Source organism: Beijerinckia sp. 28-YEA-48 (genome assembly GCF_900104955.1).
Taxonomy (GTDB): Bacteria; Pseudomonadota; Alphaproteobacteria; order Rhizobiales; family Beijerinckiaceae; genus Terripilifer.
Genome location: NZ_FNSI01000001.1, coordinates 2,770,043 through 2,788,086, shown reverse-complemented (window position 1 = coordinate 2,788,086; position 18,044 = coordinate 2,770,043). Strand labels below are relative to the sequence as shown.

The 18,044-nt window shown below is 61.5% G+C and carries 16 protein-coding genes; 8 read left to right on the top strand and 8 right to left on the bottom strand.

What is annotated here, in order from left to right:
* The first annotated feature begins 78 nt into the window (after nt 1-78).
* Nucleotides 79-1,821 (top strand): hypothetical protein, encoded by a 1,743-nt coding sequence (locus BLW50_RS13090; protein WP_090702907.1) that lies wholly within the window; start codon nt 79-81, stop codon nt 1,819-1,821.
* Between the two features lie 8 nt (nt 1,822-1,829).
* On the opposite strand, the gene BLW50_RS13085 is transcribed toward BLW50_RS13090, so the two are convergent.
* Nucleotides 1,830-2,387: a hydrolase gene (locus BLW50_RS13085; RefSeq protein ID WP_090702903.1), complete on the bottom strand. Its 558-nt coding sequence runs from the start codon at nt 2,385-2,387 to the stop codon at nt 1,830-1,832.
* A gap of 71 nt (nt 2,388-2,458) precedes the next feature.
* The gene (locus BLW50_RS13080) at nt 2,459-4,642 is read right to left on the bottom strand and encodes a S9 family peptidase (protein ID WP_090702900.1); all 2,184 of its coding nucleotides are present in this window, start codon (nt 4,640-4,642) and stop codon (nt 2,459-2,461) included.
* A 303-nt stretch (nt 4,643-4,945) separates the two neighbouring features.
* Here BLW50_RS13080 and BLW50_RS13075 point away from each other — a divergent pair, with 303 nt between their 5' ends.
* Entirely contained in the window at nt 4,946-5,359 is a 414-nt protein-coding gene (locus BLW50_RS13075; protein WP_090702897.1) for a Ros/MucR family transcriptional regulator, read from the top strand.
* A gap of 70 nt (nt 5,360-5,429) precedes the next feature.
* On the opposite strand, the gene BLW50_RS13070 is transcribed toward BLW50_RS13075, so the two are convergent.
* Complete coding sequence (locus tag BLW50_RS13070) at nt 5,430-5,858, bottom strand: SufE family protein (RefSeq protein ID WP_090709097.1); 429 nt, start codon at nt 5,856-5,858, stop codon at nt 5,430-5,432.
* A 112-nt stretch (nt 5,859-5,970) separates the two neighbouring features.
* On the bottom strand, nt 5,971-6,255 hold the full coding sequence (locus BLW50_RS13065; protein WP_090702893.1) for a hypothetical protein: 285 nt from the start codon (nt 6,253-6,255) through the stop codon (nt 5,971-5,973).
* Between the two features lie 311 nt (nt 6,256-6,566).
* On the opposite strand from BLW50_RS13065, the gene BLW50_RS13060 reads away from it, so the two are divergent.
* Genes BLW50_RS13060 through BLW50_RS13050 form a run of 3 tightly spaced genes read left to right on the top strand, consistent with a single transcriptional unit; the run spans nt 6,567 to nt 9,479 of the window.
* Entirely contained in the window at nt 6,567-8,411 is a 1,845-nt protein-coding gene (locus BLW50_RS13060; RefSeq protein WP_139267592.1) for a PAS domain-containing sensor histidine kinase, read from the top strand.
* The gene (locus tag BLW50_RS13055) at nt 8,404-9,129 is read left to right on the top strand and encodes a peptidoglycan-binding domain-containing protein (RefSeq protein WP_090702887.1); all 726 of its coding nucleotides are present in this window, start codon (nt 8,404-8,406) and stop codon (nt 9,127-9,129) included. Before BLW50_RS13060 ends, BLW50_RS13055 begins: the two co-directional genes overlap by 8 nt.
* 2 nt (nt 9,130-9,131) lie before the next feature.
* Nucleotides 9,132-9,479: a DUF1491 family protein gene (locus BLW50_RS13050; RefSeq protein WP_090702885.1), complete on the top strand. Its 348-nt coding sequence runs from the start codon at nt 9,132-9,134 to the stop codon at nt 9,477-9,479.
* A 374-nt stretch (nt 9,480-9,853) separates the two neighbouring features.
* Here BLW50_RS13050 and BLW50_RS13045 read toward each other — a convergent pair whose 3' ends face one another.
* Both BLW50_RS13045 and BLW50_RS13040 read right to left on the bottom strand, forming a co-directional pair.
* On the bottom strand, nt 9,854-10,447 hold the full coding sequence (locus BLW50_RS13045; protein WP_090702881.1) for a DUF1254 domain-containing protein: 594 nt from the start codon (nt 10,445-10,447) through the stop codon (nt 9,854-9,856).
* Nucleotides 10,444-11,022, bottom strand: a complete 579-nt coding sequence (locus tag BLW50_RS13040; RefSeq protein ID WP_244544232.1) for a DUF1214 domain-containing protein — start codon at nt 11,020-11,022, stop codon at nt 10,444-10,446. Before BLW50_RS13040 ends, BLW50_RS13045 begins: the two co-directional genes overlap by 4 nt.
* Nucleotides 11,023-11,196: 174 nt before the next feature.
* On the opposite strand from BLW50_RS13040, the gene BLW50_RS13035 reads away from it, so the two are divergent.
* Nucleotides 11,197-12,243 (top strand): tripartite tricarboxylate transporter substrate-binding protein, encoded by a 1,047-nt coding sequence (locus BLW50_RS13035; protein ID WP_090702878.1) that lies wholly within the window; start codon nt 11,197-11,199, stop codon nt 12,241-12,243.
* 2 nt (nt 12,244-12,245) lie between these two features.
* Here the strand turns inward: BLW50_RS13035 and BLW50_RS13030 are convergent, their stop codons facing one another.
* Together BLW50_RS13030 and BLW50_RS13025 are read right to left on the bottom strand one after the other, a co-directional pair.
* Nucleotides 12,246-13,706: a flavin-containing monooxygenase gene (locus BLW50_RS13030; RefSeq protein WP_170850139.1), complete on the bottom strand. Its 1,461-nt coding sequence runs from the start codon at nt 13,704-13,706 to the stop codon at nt 12,246-12,248.
* A 145-nt stretch (nt 13,707-13,851) separates the two neighbouring features.
* On the bottom strand, nt 13,852-16,077 hold the full coding sequence (locus tag BLW50_RS13025) for a transglycosylase domain-containing protein (RefSeq protein WP_090702869.1): 2,226 nt from the start codon (nt 16,075-16,077) through the stop codon (nt 13,852-13,854).
* 139 nt (nt 16,078-16,216) lie between these two features.
* Here BLW50_RS13025 and BLW50_RS13020 point away from each other — a divergent pair, with 139 nt between their 5' ends.
* The gene (locus BLW50_RS13020) at nt 16,217-16,705 is read left to right on the top strand and encodes a YcgN family cysteine cluster protein (protein ID WP_090702866.1); all 489 of its coding nucleotides are present in this window, start codon (nt 16,217-16,219) and stop codon (nt 16,703-16,705) included.
* 143 nt (nt 16,706-16,848) lie between these two features.
* On the top strand, nt 16,849-18,039 hold the full coding sequence (locus tag BLW50_RS13015; protein WP_090702862.1) for an acetyl-CoA C-acyltransferase: 1,191 nt from the start codon (nt 16,849-16,851) through the stop codon (nt 18,037-18,039).
* Nucleotides 18,040-18,044: the final 5 nt, after the last annotated feature.

Below are 18,044 nucleotides of genomic sequence, written 5' to 3'. Positions count from 1 at the left end.
CCTCTTTTTGTGACCTTGTGAGTTTTTCAAGCGTTAGGCCCTTGATTCGGGTTTCGCTGAGAGAGAAGGCAGAAATTGATGCGGCTTGCCATTCTTGCTGCCGGCTTGCTCCTGATCGTGATCGGCATCGCCGCCATGGTGAATGGCTGGTCGATCGTTCTGGTGGAGCGGGGTTGGGCGCAATTCATCGCGGGATCGATGCTGCTTTCGGCGGGTGCCATCCTGACGGCGATTTCGGCCGTCGTGGCAAAGCTCGATGCGGTGATCCAAGGAACGCATTCGGAAGAGAGTGAAGGGCTGTCGCGCCCGGCCACGCCGTCGCGTCCGCCGCTTGCCGATAGGCCGCCGCAAGGCATGCAGAATGCCTTGCCGAGCCCGCAGGACATGCCGTTGCCGCTGCCCATTCCGGCGCCGCTGCCGCCGTTCGTGCCCTCGGTGCCTGCCGCCGAGGCGGAGCCGGCCCCTGATGTCGCCGTGCATGAGACCGCCGTGCAAAGCGCTTCTCTGCACGAGACCGTGGCTCAAGAGATCCATAAGGACATCCGGGCGTATGAGCCGGTGATCCCCAAGCCCGTGATGGCCGCGCCTGCGATTCCTGAGCCCGTGATCTCGGAGCCTGCGGTCTCAGAAGCTCCCATTCACGCGCCCGAGCCGCCCAAACCTTCCGTGCCGAAGCCTTTCGCGCCCGAGCCCTTTATCGTCGCGCCGCCGCCGGTTGCGCCCCCGCCGAAGGGACGTATTTCCATCGGTGCGCTGGCTGGCGCCGCCAGCGCCGCCGCAGCGGGCGTTGCCATCTTCGGCCGTCGCTCCGAACCGACGCCCCGGCCCGTCGAGCCGCCAGCCCCGCCCAAGGTCGTTGAAGCGCCGCCTGAGCCCACGATTCTCGTCGCGCCCCCTGCGCCCCAACCGGCCGCGTCCATTGATCCGACGGAGACCCTGAAACGGCTAGAGGCTGAGATTGAAGGCAAGCTCTTCGGTGCGGCGCCGCCGCCGCCCGAACCTCCGCAGATGCCTAAGGTCGCGGAAGGGCCCCTGGCCGAACCCATTGTCGAAACGTCGCCACTGCTGCCGCCTGCACCGGAAGCGGTTGGTCAGGACAATGTGCATGACGACGTAACAGCGACGGCGGATATCGCCAGCCCGCCGATGGGCCAAGAGAGCGTTCAAGAAAGCTTGCAAGAAAGCTCGCAAGAGATCGTAGAAGAGATCACTGAGGAGATCGCTCCCGCCGCCGCCGTTGAGCAGATTGAAGCCGGCCCGGCCGGAGAATCGACGGAAGCGGACGAACTTGCCTGGCTTGATGCTGCCCTGCGTGGCATCGAACTGCCGAAGGAGCCCGAATGGGTGACGCGTTCGGAACCGGCAGAGCCTGCACCTGCGGCCGCACCAGCTGCTTCTCCGGCGGCGCCCGTGTCGCCACGCGATCACGCCGCCATCATGCGCACGATCGAAGAGCGCCTGGAACATACGCTTCTCGACGACGCGCCGAACGAAGCCGCGCCACACGAAGCTGCTGAGCCTGAACCGTTGCCGGTGCCCGAGATCAAAGCTGAGGCCGAACCAGAGCCAGTGTCGCCGCTGGCGGTGGAGCCCGCGCCAGGGACATCCGAGCCGGCACCCGAGCCCGAGCCAGAACTTGCGCTCGAGCCGACGCCTGCTCCGGATCCCGAACCTGAAGTGACCATCGTGCGCCGTTATGAATCGCAAGGCGTCATCTACACGCTCTATGACAACGGTTCAGTCGATGCCGAAACGTCGAGTGGCTTGTTCCACTTCAAGTCGCTCGACGAATTGCGCGAGTTCCTGACCAAGCCGGCGTAAGGAAAGCGCTACTTGATCAGTTTCGACACCGTTCGAAACTGATCGGTGCCGGCGACCTCCAGCCATTCGAACAGAACCATTTCGGTCGTCACGACAGTGACGCCGCTTTGGCGCAGGCGTTCGAGCGCGGTGGCCTTCGAACTGTCGCTGCGCGAGGACACCGCATCGGCGATCACCGCGACCTGATAGCCTCTGGTCTGGAAGTCGATGGCGCTCTGCAGCACGCAGACATGGCTCTCTATGCCACAGACCACGAGTTGCTTGCGCTGGTGCACCTGGCCGAGTTCGTTGATGCGCATGGCGATCTTATCGTCGCGGGCGCAGGAGAAATGCAGCTTGTCGAGCACCAGCGCGCCATCGCCCGCCGCCTCGCGCACGCTGGTAACCGTCGCGCCGATGCCCTTCGGATATTGTTCCGAAACGGTGATCGGCACGGCGAGTTCGCGGGCGCCAACGCAGAGTCTTTGTACATTGGCGATCAATGAGTCGGGCGCCACCATGGCCGGCAGCAATCGTTCCTGGATATCGACGATCAGCAGTTGTGATTGATGACGGTCAAGCAGCATGGCTATAGCGTTTTGCGGTTCGATGGAATTGTCAAACGACAAATCGCGTTTCTGGCGAAACGCGATTTGTTTTAGGCCTTCAATTGGCGCCGTGCCGCCATGATGGCGAAGGCATATTCGACGGCGACCTCTTCAAGCCGCGCGAAGCGTCCTGGTGCACCGCCGTGTCCCGCGCCCATATTGGTGCGCAGCAGGATAGGGCCGCCGCTGGTCATTTCGTTGCGCAGTTTAGCGACCCATTTCGCCGGCTCCCAATAGGTGACGCGCGGATCGGTGAGGCCGCCCTCGGCGAGGATAGGCGGATAATATTGCGCCCGCACGTTGTCATAGGGCGAATAGGAACGGATCGTCTCGAAAGCCTGTTTGTCTGCGATCGGATTGCCCCACTCGAGCCATTCCGGCGGCGTCAGCGGCAGGCTGTCGTCGAGCATGGTGTTGAGCACGTCGACGAAGGGAACAGCGGCGATGATGCCGGCGAAAACCTGCGGCGCCATATTGGCGACAGCCCCCATCAGCATGCCGCCGGCGCTGCCGCCGATGGCGACGATGTGGCCTTCCGAAGTAAACTTCTTGCGGGCCAGATGTTTGGCGCTGGCGATGAAATCGTGGAACGTATTGGTCTTCTTGTCGAGCTTGCCGTCGAGATACCAGTTCCAGCCCTTGTCCGTGCCGCCACGAATATGAGCTATGGCATAGACGAAACCACGATCGACCAGCGACAACACATTGCTGCGGAAGCCGGCATCTGAGGAATAACCATAGGAGCCGTAGCCATTGAGAAACAGCGGCGCCTTGCCGTCGATCTTGGTCTTGCGCGCATATAGGATCGAGATCGGCACTTCGACGCCGTCGTGCGAGGTGGCGTAGATGCGTCGCGTGACATATTTTTTCGGATCGTGCCCGGATGGAATTTCCTGGCGTTTACGCAAGGTGCGTTCGCGTGTCGCCATATTATAGTCCCACGTCTCCCACGGCGTGGTCAGCGACGAATAGCTGAAGCGAATGACGTCCGTGTCGAACTCCAGCACTTCGCCAAGGTCGAGGTCATAAGCCTCTTCATCGAAGGCGATGGCATGTTCTTCGCCACTGGCGATATCGCGAATGATGATGCGCGGCAGGCCGTCCTCGCGCTCGGTGCGCACCAGATGGCGCGCGAAGGCGGTCATGCCGGTAATCAGGCGACCGGGCTTGTGCGGGATCAGATCGCGCCACTGATCAGAAGAACGGCTCTTGAGCGGCGCTTGCACGATTTTGAAATCGACCGCGCCATCCGCATTGGTGAGGATGAACAGCGTGTCACCGTGATCGCTGACATCGAAGCGCACGCGTTCACGCCGCTGCGCCACTCGGCGCAGTTTCGGCGCGTCCTGAGTCAGATCTATCAGGCGTGTCTCAGAAGTCTCGTGATCGGCAACTTCGATCTCGCCAAAGCGGCCCGATTGCGTTTGTGACAGATGGATGAACCAGCGTGGATTCTTTTCCTCGAATACCAGTTCATCAGCGTCAGTCGGCGTGCCGAGGCGATGGCGATAAACGCGATAGGGACGATGGTTTTCGTCCATGCGCACGTAATAGAGGGTTTTTGAATCCGCGCTCCACACGATCGAGCCGTCGGTGTCGGTGATCTTCTCGCGCCGATCCTTATCTTTGCCGGCTTCGCGGATGCGAATGACAAAATATTCCGAGCCCTTCGTATCCGCCGACCAGGCCATACGGCTATGGTCGGGCGAATGTTCAGTCGCTTCGATGTCGAAGAACGGCTTGCCTTTGCCGAGTTTCTCGCCGTCGATGAGAATCTGTTCCTTGCCGCCGTCACGGGGCCTACGGCAGGCCAGCGGATGTTGGCCGCCTTTGCGATAGCGATCGTAGTAAAGCCAAGGACCGTCGGGGGCGGGGACCTGCGAGTCGTCTTCCTTGATACGCCCGCGCATTTCCTTGACGAGCTGTTTGCGCAGCGTCTTCACCGGCGCCAGTACGGCCTCGGCATATTTGTTTTCCGTCTCAAGAAAAGCGCGGATCTTCTTTGGCAATTTGGCTGGCGTTTTCAGCACGGCCTTCCAATTGTCGGCGCGCAGCCAGGCAAAATCATCGGCGATCGTCTGGCCGTGAAAGGTTCGGGCCAGCGGCACGCGCTGTGGTGGCGCGGGAGCCGGCCGTGCCTTGCGTTTGGGCTCGGTTTTCGAAGCCTTTTTGGCGACCTTGGCGCCGAGGGCGTTCGATTTACGGCTAGATTGTTGATCTGACGGTTTCTTCATGGGCCACCCTTGAGTCCCATCCTTGATAGCAGAAGCGCGCCGCGTCTTCGGCTGTCGCTTTTGGTAATCCACGACCTCGAGACTGGATTGATAAATCTACGTATGTATATGTATCATCAAAGTAATGCGCCATTTACAGTGTGTCGAATAACGATGGATTGCTGAGATTTGTGTTACGCGACTAAAAACTGCACTCTTGTTTGCTTAGTATATTGCCATGAATGCCAGTTTGTGCTTTGGGTAGTACAAGTCTATTACACGCGCCCCATTGATTCTTTGAATGTTATTCAGGTGGAAAGTCTCATGAACGATTCCGATAGCTCCAATTTCATCGAGCTCGCAGCCGATATTGTGTCGGCTTATGTCGGTAATAATCCAGTTCCGATGACGGAATTGCCAAATCTAATTGCAGAAGTTCACGCTGCCCTGCAGCGCATTGGCGGTTCGTCTGTGGCCAAGGTCGTCGAGCCGCCCAAGCCGGCGGTTTCGGCCCGTCGTTCCATCCATGATGATTACATCATCTGCTTGGAGGACGGAAAGCGCTTCAAATCGCTGCGGCGGCATTTGCGCTCGCAGTACAACATGAGCCCCGAGCAATATCGCGAGAAATGGGGTTTGCCGAACGATTATCCGATGGTTGCGCCCAATTATGCCAAGGCCCGCTCGCTGTTGGCGAAGGAAATGGGTCTCGGTCAGCAGCGCCGCGGCGCTCGGTAAAGCTTCGCTATACTGTCTTTCGAAAGCCGCCGTGGATCACGGCGGCTTTTTTATTGGCGGCTATTCAGGATCAAGCCGCCGCCAGCGCTGCCGTCGCTTCGCGCCGGATACGCTCGACCATGGCGCGCACGCCGTTGGAGCGCTGCGGGGTGAGATGTTCGATCAGGCCGAGTTGACGAAAAATCGCCAGAGCATCGGTGCCGATGATGTCGCGGGCGCTGTGGCCCGAATAGATCGACAGGATGATGGCAACGAGACCGCGCACGATATGAGCGTCGCTGTCGGCCAGAAAACTCAACACAGGTCCGTTGGCGCCGTCGGTGAGGTGTGTCTGCAGCCAGACCTGGCTGGCGCAGCCATGCACCTTGTTGGCTGCGTTATGGGCGTCTTCGGGCAGGGGATCGAGCGTCCGTCCTAGATCGATGACGTACCGGTAGCGATCCTCCCAGTCGTCGATCAGCTCAAAATCCTCAATGATGGTCTGCAGGCTGGTGGCCATGGGCACGAATTGTCCTTTCATGGCCTATATGGAAGAGCCGGCGGGCTGGCGCCAGCGACAAATCGCGGTGGTTTTCGATATTTTTTGCCAAAACGAGCCTTTGCGGCCGATTTTAGCGCAGTGGCCGCCCAGTTTGATCGGCGAGCAGTTGTGCCGCATCGGCCTCGATCAGCGATTCGATGGTCAGCACTTTGCTGGCTTTGGCCGCCATATCGAGGCAGGAGCGCGGCGAGGATTGGCAGAAGCGGCTGATTTCGCCAGGGATCGTGTCCGCGGCCTGCCGCACCAGGGCGGTGGCGGCCTCGCGCGGGCCGGTCACGGTGCCGCCGTCGCCGCTCCAGGGGATCCAGGAGAAGGTCAGACCAAGCCAGAATACACTGCGCGCAAGGAAGAACATTTGAGCTCTCTGCACCGCCACAACAGCGGACCTCGCGACTATGGCGGGGACACTTCAAATTGACGTCAAATCCTTCGCGCAAATCCGATACGTCGCGGCAATGCTCTGTTCACCATGGTGGCGTGGAACCGCGCTAAATCGGCAACGTCTTCTAAACCATGCAGGCAGTTTTCAGCCGTCAGACGTCCAAAATCCGTCGCTGGAAAGGCTTTTCGACCGTCGGGGCCGTCGCGGTTTAGGGTTCAATAAGATCGCCTTGCGAAGGTGCCCCATGCCGCCGATCGGGGCGGCGTTGGCTTACGAGTAGCGGTGTGTCCTTCCTCAACGGATTGTGGGATCGGATCGGTGGACTGGTGCACGCAAGTGTGACCCAGCCGATCGATCACATCGGCCATCGCCTTTTCATTGCCAGCCGTCTTCTGCTCGGCGCGATGGGCCTTGCCTTCGTGCCCGTTTATTTGGCGCTTTATGGTGCGCCGTCCTTGTGGGACACCGCGTTGCTGGCGTTGCTGCTGGTGCCGCCTTTCACTGCGATGATCGTCTCGACGACGGGGCGACTGCTGTTGTGCCAAGTCATTTCGGCAGCGGCTATGCTCGCTTTCGCCGCTCTGCTCGGTTTTAAATCCAGCTCGCTCTTCAGCGTCGCGGCGGTGTGGCTCATCCTGGTGCCGCTGGAAGCAATGTTCGCCACGCACGCCCGGCTGATCCTTGCGAGCTGCATCGGCTCTATCGCCACGCTCGTCGGTCTCCATGTCGCCAGGCTCAATCACTGGATGGGGGCAGCCAATCCGTCCCAGGATCATATGGCGGCGCTGCTGCTGATCGTTGCCGTCATCTATGCTGGGGCCGTGGCGCTTGCGGGCTTGAAAATACAGCGCGAGCGCCGCGACAGCGAGCGCAGCAACGCCGCGCAGTATCAGGCGCTGACGCAGGCCATTGGCGATTTTGTGATCAGGCTTGATCGCTCCGGCGCCGTGACATTTGTTTCAAGCGAACGTTTCGAGGGGCCGGGCCTGATCGCGCGCGACGTGATCGGCCGCGCCCTGTTCGAGCGCATCCATGTCGCTGACCGCCCGGCTTATCTCAAAGCCGTTTCCGACGCGGCGGCGAACGGCGGCGTGGCGCCGATCGAACTGCGGGTGCGTGCGGCGGCAACCCTGGATGAGCACGGCCTCGCCACCGATCCGTCCTTTGCCTGGGTTGAGATGCGGCTGCGCCGGCTTGATCTGAAGCGTGATCGCAGCGTGATGGCGGTTCTGCGCGACATCTCGCTGGCAAAACTTCATGCTGAGCAGCTCGACGATGCCCTGCAAAAGGCCGAGCGCGCTTCTCATTGGAAGGATCGCTTCCTCGCCAATGTCAGCCACGAACTGCGTACGCCGTTGAACGCCATCATTGGCTTCTCCGAAATTCTCGGCACCGAGGAATTGGCGCCGCGGGATCCGTTGAAGCGGCAGGAATACGCCAACATCATCCATTCCTCGGGCGAGCATCTTCTGGCCGTCGTCAATTCGATCCTCGATATCTCGAAGATCCAGGCCGGCAGTTTCGATATTGTGTCGGAGCCGTTCGATCTGGCGCCGCTCATCGATCAATGCACCAAGATGGTTATGCTGAAGGCTCAGCAGGCCAATATCTCGATCGTGCAGGATGTGCCGCAGCGGCTCGACGAACTCGTCGCCGATAAGCGCGCGATCAAGCAGGTGCTCATCAATCTGTTGTCCAACGCGGTCAAGTTCACGCCCAACAGTGGCACGGTGACAATTTCGGTGCGGCCGAAGGGCAATGCCCTGACGATCTCGGTGGCTGATACCGGCATTGGTATCCTGGCCAAGGATTTGGTGCGCCTTGGCGATCCCTTCTTCCAGGCGCGCGACAGCTATGACCGTCCTTATGAAGGCACCGGCCTCGGCCTGTCGGTCGTGCGCGGCCTTGTCGGTCTGCATGGCGGCGAATTGACGATTGAAAGCGGCCTTGGAGAAGGCACGCGCGTAACGGTTAAACTGCCGATCGATTGCCGGCAGGAGCCGGAGGCGCGCAAGGGTAAGCTCGCCATGATCGAAACGATCGCGCGGGGTCCCTCGACACAAGATGCCGCTCCAACACATTCACGCGCCCACTTGAGTTCCAATCAACAGGTGAAGAAAATTGCGTAATCTTGCCCTTCGCGAAGAGCCCGATTTCGACGCGATGCCGCGCCGCACTCGCGCCAATGGCCGCGCCACGGCGAAAGCCGCGCCCGCTCGTAAGGCATCATCCATGCGTGGATTGCTGGTGATGAACTGGCGTCGTTTCCTCATCATCACGTCGGCGGCTTTGCTTGGCGCCGTTATCGTCAACGCGCTGTTCTTCCAGACCGCGCGCCATCCCGCGCCGCTGTTTTCACACGCTGGCAGCGGTGCGACGCCGGCGCCACAAATGGTCGGCACGGCACCGCGCGTGGTTCCCGCGGCCGAACCGCCGGTTCCAGCGCCTCGCCCCACGGAAATGGCGGCTACGGCACCGCTACGTCCTGCAGCGGCGCCAAGGGGCATCGCGGACCTGATCGATCCCAAGACAGATTCCAAGCCGGCGGCGAGTGAGCCGAAGGGGAGTGACCCGATCGCAGCCCTCCTCAAGGGTGCTGTGGGAGCGGGGCAGGTTTCGACAGTCGCCGCATCGGCGCCCGTGGACCCTGCGGCAAAGCGAGTCATGGCGGCGCAGAAGGCGCTGGCCAAGCTCGGCTACTCCGTCAGCGTCGATGGCGTTATCGGTAGCGGCACAAAACAGGCGATCCACAAGTTCGAACGCGACCGCAACCTGCCGCTGACCGGAGAGATCACCGGCCGCACGCAGCGTGAACTTGCAACGCGTTCCGGCATTCAGATCAACTGACCATGCGATTAAAGGCTGGCATATGGGTGTCGGCCTATCTGCGCCGCTGCGCGGTTGAAGGTGCCTACGCCACCTTGCGCCGGCGCGGCGCCGAGGAGGCGGGGGCGATCTTCGTCGTGATCGATTGCCTCGACGGCCGGCAGGCGCTGTTTGGTCCGGCCCCCCAGAGCGAAATCAGCGACGACGGCATCGATCGCCTGTGGACGCGCATGCATGCCGAAGATTGGCTGGATGGGCTCGCCGTCAGCACGCGCTTGCAGCGCGAAATGGCCTTTGATCCCGACATCTGGATCGTCGATGTCGAGGATCGCGCCGGGCGCAACTTCCTCGATTTAGCTCCGGGAGCTTAGTTCACCATCAGGCGATTTCGCTTCGGGAACGGGCGGCGCGGCATATGTGCCGCCGCACCCGTCCGGAAATGAAACTGGTGTTGACTATTTATTAACTTCCGAAACCTTTAATTAAATCGTTCTGCTTCTGCTCGCTGAAGGAACGGTTTGGTCCCGGAGCTGGCGCAATGGCGATAGTGATTCAATTTCCAGTTCAAAAGCGCCCGATATCCGGGGGCGCTTCTACATCCGGCGTAGCGGCCGAGATTTTGTTCTTCACCGGAGTCCGCTACGAACGCACACCCGATCCCGGTGCAAAGCGCCCTGGGGTTGGCCAGTCGACCTCAAGCCAACGCTCGCGCAAGCGTAAGCGTCGAGCTTAACCTGCGTCGCGCCTAATCCCGCCGGTTGCCTTCCGCTTCGCAGCCGATTTGTCCGATCCGTGCCCGCGCCTGCGGGCGGCTGCCAGGCTCTGGCGCCAGCGAGCGGACAATCACAAATCCCTTTTGAGTTGGGCTCACCAGCCGCAATTCCTGCGGTAGCTCGTCTTCCGGATCGAAAGCTTCCACCGCTTCGAGCTGGGTCTGGTTGAGCACCAGCACGTCGAGCCGGCCGCGCAGCGCGCCCTTGTCGGTCATCGCATAGAAGGTCGTGCCGAAGCGGTTGTGGAAAGAAAACAGCAGCAGGCCGTCGCCTGACAGAGGGCCGCGCAGGCGCAGCGCCGCGACGTCGAGATCGTAACGGCAGACGGCCACCACGGCCGCTGGATCCTCGAACGGCATCAGCGCCGCTGCCGCCGCCGGCTGCGGCAACACGGTCAGTCGATTGAGAGGAGCGGCCTGTTCCAGGCGCGCGAAAGCGTCTTTCGGCGCCAGATAGGGCATCGCCATGATCGAGGTGATGTGAACGATACCGGCCACGATGATAGCGCCGGCGATCCAGGGCGAATTGCTGATCAGCGTTTCACGCCAGTTGGTGAACGGCTTCATGCGCAGCGCTCCTTGCGCAGCACCGGCATCGGCGTGGTGCCGATGGAGGAACTGGCCGAGCTGAGTGGCGTATCATAGAGCCGCAGCATCAGGACGAATTCAGGTGCATTGCCGAGCGGCAGCCAATTGCCGGCCCGGGCCTGCCTGGAAATTGTGATGGCGAAGGTCCCGTCCATGGCGCGGACGATTTCCGCCGATGTCATGCCGGTGCGGCCGGCGCTGTTGTCGATGATGAGACCGCGCGGTGTCAGCGCCGTGAGTGTCCAATAGCGCGCCGGCGGGATCGGCCCGGTGAGGACATAGTCGCAGCTGGGATCGAGCTGGGCGCCGGTTTGATCGGTGCGGGCGGTGAAGCTGAGGCCTTCGGCGAGGCCGAGCGGCACTTCGCCGGTGCGCGCCAGCACGGCGCGCGCATAGGGGTCAGCGCTGTCCGATCCGGTTTTTGGCCAGCCGGTCCAGGGGCCCGAACTGACGGCGCCGAAACCATAGCCGCGCTCGACCGCCAGCCATGTCGCGGTGAGGCCAAGCGCGACGCCGATGGCGGCTGCCAACAGCGATTTCAGAAACGTCGCCAATGCGCTTGCTCCAGAACGACCGCAGAACCTGCTCGCGCCTGCCGCTTGAGTCGGCTTCAACCCCGTTACGATTGCCATGTTGGCGCGAACCATGGCAAGAGCAGGACCGAAATTGCCCGGCCGCACCAAGAGTGCACGTCAAGACGCGCCGAGCTTCGAGGGAGGAGTATTTCTATGATCGTCAAGATCATCCGCATCACGACCATGGCTGTGGCCGCCTGCGCCTTTGCTCTGGCCGCATCACCTGCCGCTGCCCAATCTGCCGCAGCCCAAGACGAGGCCGCCTTCTATAAAGGCAAGATCGTGAAATTCGTTGTCGGCGTTGGCGCCGGCGGCGGCTTTGATACCTATGCGCGGATGATCGCGCCCTATCTTGCCCGTGAACTCGAGGCGACGGTTGTCGTCGAAAATCAGGTTGGCGCCGGCGGCATCGTCGCGCTCAATCGCATCGCCAATGCCGCGCCCGATGGCCTGCAGCTGCATATCGCCAACGGCACACCGGCGGCGCTCGGCCAGATCGTCGACAATCAGAACGCCCGCTACGACCTGACCAAGCTCGAACATCTGGGCATCGTCAGCGCCTATCCCTGGATCTGGCTCGTCGCCAAGGATTCGCCATTTAAGACGCCGCAGGACGTGCTGAAGCCTGGAGCGCGCATCCGCTGGGGCGGGACGGGCCTCAACGATGGGCCTGGCGACGGCGCTGCCATCACCTGCGAGGCGCTGCGGCTCAACTGCCAGATCATCCTTGGCTACAAGGGCAGCAACGAAATCGCCCTGGCGATGGAGCGCGGCGAACAGGACGCGCTCTATGTGTCCGATTCCTCAGCCGCGCAGATCGACAAGTCGGGCCAGGCGCGTGCCTTCCTCTCGATGGGCCGCAAGCGTTCCGAACTGCTGCCCAACGTGCCGACGGTTTTTGAGGCGTTCAAGCTCGATGACGAGCAGGTCTGGTGGCTCGACTTCCGCAATTCCATCAATGATCTCGGCCGTATTCTCGTCACCACCCAGGGCGTGCCGCCGGCGCGGCTCGCTTTTCTGCGCGCCGCCGTCAAACGGGCGCTGACCGATCCGGCGTTGATCGCCGATGGCGAGAAGAGCCAGCGTTATATTGCCTTCCAGGAGCCGGAAGTGGCGCGCGATCTTGCCATTAAGGCGCTGGGTGCAGTGACGCCCGAGCAGCGTGAGCGCATCCGCAAAGTGGTGATGAAGGGCCAGTAGGTTCAGCGCGTGGTTTGGTAGTCTTTCATCTTCAGGCGGCGGGTGCGCATCCAATAACTGCGGCTCGCCCCTGGCCACTGCGTGACGATCTTGCCCGCGGCGGTCATGAAATAGCTCATGCAGCCGCTGGCCCAGGCGGTTGATCGCAGCTGGGCTTGCAGATCTGCGTTAAAGGTCGCCTGGGTTTGCGCATCGACGTGCATCTGGCGCAGTTGGCCCTTCGCGAGGGCCTGAACGCATTTCAAGATGTAATCGATCTGGCATTCGATGATGTAGATGATCGAGGCGGGCGCATTGGTGTTGGGGCCGTAGATCATGAAGAAGTTTGGAAAGCCGTTCATGGTGATGCCCAAATAGGCTTCGGGACCGTCTTTCCAGGCCTCGCTCAGGGTGAGGCCGCCGAGCCCGCGCAGCTCAAATGTCGAAAGGTAATTGGAAGGTGTGAAACCCGTTCCATAGATGATTGTGTCGACGGGATGGAGAGCGCCGTCCCTGGTTTCGATGGCATGGGCATGGACGCGCTCGATTGGCTCCGTGACCACGTCGACATGATCGCGATCGAGCGCCTTCAGAAAGCTTCCTGAGCGCACGCCTCTCTTGCAGCCGGCATCATAGGTGGGGGTGAGTTTTTGTCGCTTTTGCGGATTGCTGACTTGGCGCTCGACGAAAGCGCGCGTGTCCCTGCCGCGTTCGGCGCGGAACGCCGGATCTTCATGGATGCGATAGAGCTGCTCGTAGCGGCGGAAAATGCTGAGCCGGTCGAGACGTCGCAGGATCGGCAGCAGTCGGTAGAGGCGGCGCTGGCGGGCGCTGTAGGCTGCCTCCGCCTTTGGTCCGACAAAGGCAGGCGTGCGTTGGAAGACGACCAGCCGCGCCGCATCCCCGACGATTTCGGGAACGAATTGCGCGGTGCTGCAGCCCGTGCCGATCACGGCGATGCGGCGACCGTGGGAAACGAAGTCCTCGTTCCAGGCAGCTGAGTGGAAAACCTCGCCTGCAAACCCTTCGATGCCAGCGAGTTTTGGAATCGCGGGCGTGTTGAAAAGACCGCAAGCCGAGATCAGTGATCGGGCGCGCAGGGTTTCGCCGTTTCGCGTCCGCACGTTCCAGATGCTTTGTTCTTCATCGAAGGTCGCTGTTTCGACAGGTGTGTTGAAGCGGATATGCGGCAGGATGGCGTATTTGCGCAGGCAGTGATCGAAATAGCGCAGGATCTCGCGGCGTGTGCCGTGCGGCCGTTCCCAATCGAAATTGGTCTCAAAAGAATAGGAATAGAGATGCGATTCGACATCGCAGGCCGCGCCCGGATAACGATTGGCATGCCAGACGCCACCAACGCCATCGGCGCGTTCGAGGATGACGAAATCGTCGATGCCGGCGCGTTTGAGGCGGATCGCCATGCCGATGCCGCCGAAACCGGCGCCGATAATAAGCGCCTGTCTGACGCCGCCTGCGGCCGTCATGGCTCTTCCTCCCGATGATGATCTTGCTGCCGATGATCTTTGCATCATGGCAACATCCCATCGCACGCAAGTCAATCCACTGGGATTGAGTCAATGCACGATAGCGCTTCTATCGAAGCGTGATTTTCTCTGGGATATCGCCCATTCAGCGGGTCAGCATCTGCGGTGGTTTCGCCGACCCGAGGCGCAGCATCGTGCCATCGTCGTGCACCGGCGTTGCGTCGACCTTGCGCTGGCGTTCAGCCGAGGTGCGCAGAAGGTTTTCCAGCGCGCCGAGCGTCTCGGTTGATTTGCGCGATAGCGTCACCGGCCGTTGCGGTTGCCCAAGGGCGGTACCCTGACCGCTGCCGCGCGACAGCGCCGCGGCGATGGCTTCGGGGCTTGGCGGCGGTGCGCTGTAGAGTGGCTTCAGCTCGATCCCCTGATGGGCGAACTCCATCACATCGTGCCAGGTTTGCGCCGGCAGGGTGCCGCCCGTCATATTGTTCATCGAGGTCGGCTCGTCGTTGCCGTACCAGACGGCGCCGACGTAATTGCCGGTGAAGCCCATGAACCAGGCGTCCTTATAGCCATTGGTGGTGCCGGTCTTGCCGCCGACCTTGATGCCCGGCAGGATGGCGCGACGGCCCGTGCCGTTCTCCACCACCGACATCAGCATCGTATTCATTTCGGCGATCTTGGCCGGTGGCACCACCTGTGTCATCGCCGCTTCCGCATCGTGGTGATAGATGAGGTCGCCGCGCGAATTGTGCACATCGACGATGGCGAAGGCCGGGGCGCGCTTACCACCATTGGCGAACACCGCATAGGCATTGGCATGTTCGAGCGGCGTCACTTCGCCAGCGCCAATCGGCAGGGACGGTGTGTCGGTCAAAGGCGAGGTGATGCCCATGCGCCGCGCCAGTTCGACGATCTTGGCACGGCCAGCCTTGGGCGAGCCGTCGCCGATGGCGATCGACAGTTTCACCGCGATCGTATTGATCGAGCGTGTCAGCGCCGAGATCAGCGGCATCGATCCGGCATAGCCGCCGCCGTAATTCTTCGGGCACCAATTGCCAATGCATACTGGGCCATCGGTGACGATGGTCGAGGGCTTAAATTTATTGGTCAGCAAAGCCGCCAGATAGACATAGGGTTTGAACGAAGAGCCGGGCTGGCGCAACGCGTCGGTGGCGCGGTTGAACTGACTGGCACCATAGTCGCGGCCGCCAACGATGGCGCGCACGGCGCCGTTGGGCTCAAGTACGACGATGGCGCCCTGCTTGACGCGATACTGTTTGCCAAATTGGCGCAGATTGTCTTCCAGCACTTTCTCGGATTGGTGCTGGATGCCGCTGTCGAGCGCGGTACGCACGGTGAGCACGCGATCGTCGCCAAACTTGCCGGCTTGCGCTAGCTTTTTCACTTCTTCAAAGGCCCAATCGAGATACCAGTCGGGCGAGGCGGCGCGATGGCGATCGACGGGTGTGGCGGGATTCTTGCGCGCGATGAACACCTGGCCTTCGGTCATGAAGCCGGAGTCGACGAGATTCTGCAGAACGTCATTGGCGCGGGCCCGCGCTGCCGGCAAATTGACGTGCGGCGCGAATTTGGTTGGCGCCTTGAACAGGCCAGCCAGCATGGCGGCTTCAGCAAGATTGATCTCGCGCAGCGACTTGCCGAAGTAGAAATCAGCCGCTGCCTGCACGCCGAATGCGCCGCCGCCCATATAGGCGCGATCGAGATAGAGTTTGAGGATTTCGTTCTTGGTGAGGCGGGTTTCCAGCCACAGCGCCAGGAAAGCCTCCTTCACCTTGCGCTCGATCGAACGCTCATTGCTGAGGAAGAGATTCTTCGCCAGCTGCTGGGTGATGGTCGAGCCGCCCTGCACGACACCGGACGAACGGGCGTTGACAGTGAAGGCGCGTAAAGTGCCGATCGGGTCGATGCCGTAATGTTCGAAGAAACGCCGGTCCTCGGTGGCGAGCACGGCCTGGATCAGGAAGTCGGGCACCTGTTCGAGCGGCAGCGAGTCGTCGTGCTTGATGCCGCGTCGGCCGACTTCCTCGCCATAGCGATCGAGGAAGACGACGGCGAGGTCCTGCTTCTTCAGCCAATCCTCGTCGCTGGTCTCGTTGAAGGCCGGGACGGCGAGCGCCAGCATCAGCACCGCGCCGGCCAGACCCAAGGTCAGGGTCTCGCAAGCGAGTTCAACGCCAACCTTGCGCCAGCCCGAGACGTGGAACCGGTCCATGAAGGCGACAAAGGTGTCATAGCGCTGGCGCGCCTGCTGGCCACTTTCGTAGAGGCTCGAATTGATCCACGCGTCAAAGGCCAGAAGCGCGCGGGCAATCTTCTGGCCAAGGCCTGTGGTCTGAAAATCGTCAAACACGTGCGGGGATCCCGATCCGGTCCCGTAAAATGATCAGTTCCCCATATACCACGTTGGTAAGCCTCTTGACGATGGCCCTGCCGAGGCGCATGCCCGATCCATGCCCCAGAATGACACAAAACCGGTTCGTAAGTCTGCCATGGCTGCAAAAACCGCGCCCGCGGCGACCAAGCCATTTTGGAAAAAGGGCCTTGATGCCCTCAGCCGGGCCGAGTGGGAGTCCCTCTGCGACGGCTGTGGTCGTTGTTGCCTCGTCAAGCTTGAGGATGAGGACACCGGTAAGATCCATTTCACCGATGTGGTGTGCCGGCTGTTCGAGGAAAAGTCCTGCCGCTGCTCAGATTATCCTGGCCGCAAGGCGAAGGTGCCCGATTGCATCAAGCTGACGCCGACCCGGCTGCGCGAGATCAAATGGCTGCCGCCGACCTGCGCCTATCGCCTGGTCGACGAGGGCAAGGACCTCTATCCCTGGCATCACCTGATTTCTGGATCGCGCGAGACCGTGCACACGGCCGGCGTCTCGGTGCGCGGCCGGGCTGGGCCGTCTGAGGACGACTTGTCGGACGATGATCTGCTCGACCACATCGTCCGCTGGCCCGGCAAAGTGCCGCCACCGCGGAAGTTTTAGACCCTCCAGGATTTGAATCGGAACGTGGCGTTACGGCTCGCGATCCACAACGCTTGACATATTATATTATGACCATAATTTAATAGTAACAGCGTTCCGGAAGGGGCTTCCGTGCGTCGCCGATTGCAATACGGAGAAAACTCATGTCCGCGTCCGATCCGGTCGTCATTGTTTCCGCCGTGCGCACGCCTCTTGGCCGTTTTCTCGGCGACTTGTCGCCTGTCGAAGCGCCTGCCCTGGGCGCCCAGGCCATCAAGGCTGCGCTCGAACGCGCCACATTGGCGCCAGATCAGATCGACGAAGTGCTGATGGGCTGCGTTTTGCCCGCAGGCCAGGGGCAGGCGCCGGCGCGGCAGGCGGCTCGCAGCGCGCATCTGCCCGATCAGGTGGGCGCCACGACCATCAACAAGGTCTGCGGCTCCGGCATGAAGGCCACCATGCTGGCGCATGATCTCATTCTGGCGGGATCGGCGAATATCGCGCTGGCTGGCGGCATGGAATCCATGTCCAACGCGCCGTATCTCCTGGCCAAGGGCCGCAGCGGCTATCGCGTCGGCCACGATCGCATCTTCGATCACATGATGCTCGATGGGCTGGAAGATGCTTATGAGCGCGGTCGTCCGATGGGCGACTTTGGCGAGGCCGCTGTGCAGGCCTATCAATTTACCCGCGCCGACCAGGACGCTTATGCCACCGAGACATTGACGCGGGCGCGCCATGCGGTTGAAAGCGGCGCGTTCAAGTCCGAGATCACGCCCGTGGCGGTGCCTGGCAAGGGCGGTGATCGCCTTGTCGATACCGATGAACATCCGCTGAAAGTGTCACCGGAGAAGATTCCAACGCTCAAGCCGGCGTTTCGTGCCGATGGCACGATCACCGCCGCAAGCGCCTCGGCCAATGCCGATGGCGCGGCGGCATTGATCTTGATGCGGCGCTCGCAAGCCGATCGCCTGCATCTGTCTGTCCTCGCCGAGATCAAGGCCCATGCCACCCATAGCCAGGAGCCGGCCTGGTATACGACAGCGCCGATTCCGGCGATCCGCAAACTGCTCGATAAGACCGGCTGGTCGGTCGACGATGTCGATCTCTTCGAGATCAACGAGGCCTTCGCTGTCGTCGCCATGGCCGCTGCCAAGGATCTCAGTATCGCGCGCGATCGGCTGAACGTGAATGGCGGTGCTTGCGCGCTCGGGCATCCGATTGGCGCCACTGGTGCTCGCTTAATCGTTACGCTGCTGCATGCTTTGGCGGCGCGTGATCTCAAGCGCGGCGTCGCGGCTTTGTGCATCGGGGGTGGCGAAGCCACCGCGATTGCGATCGAGCGTGTGCACTAAGGGAC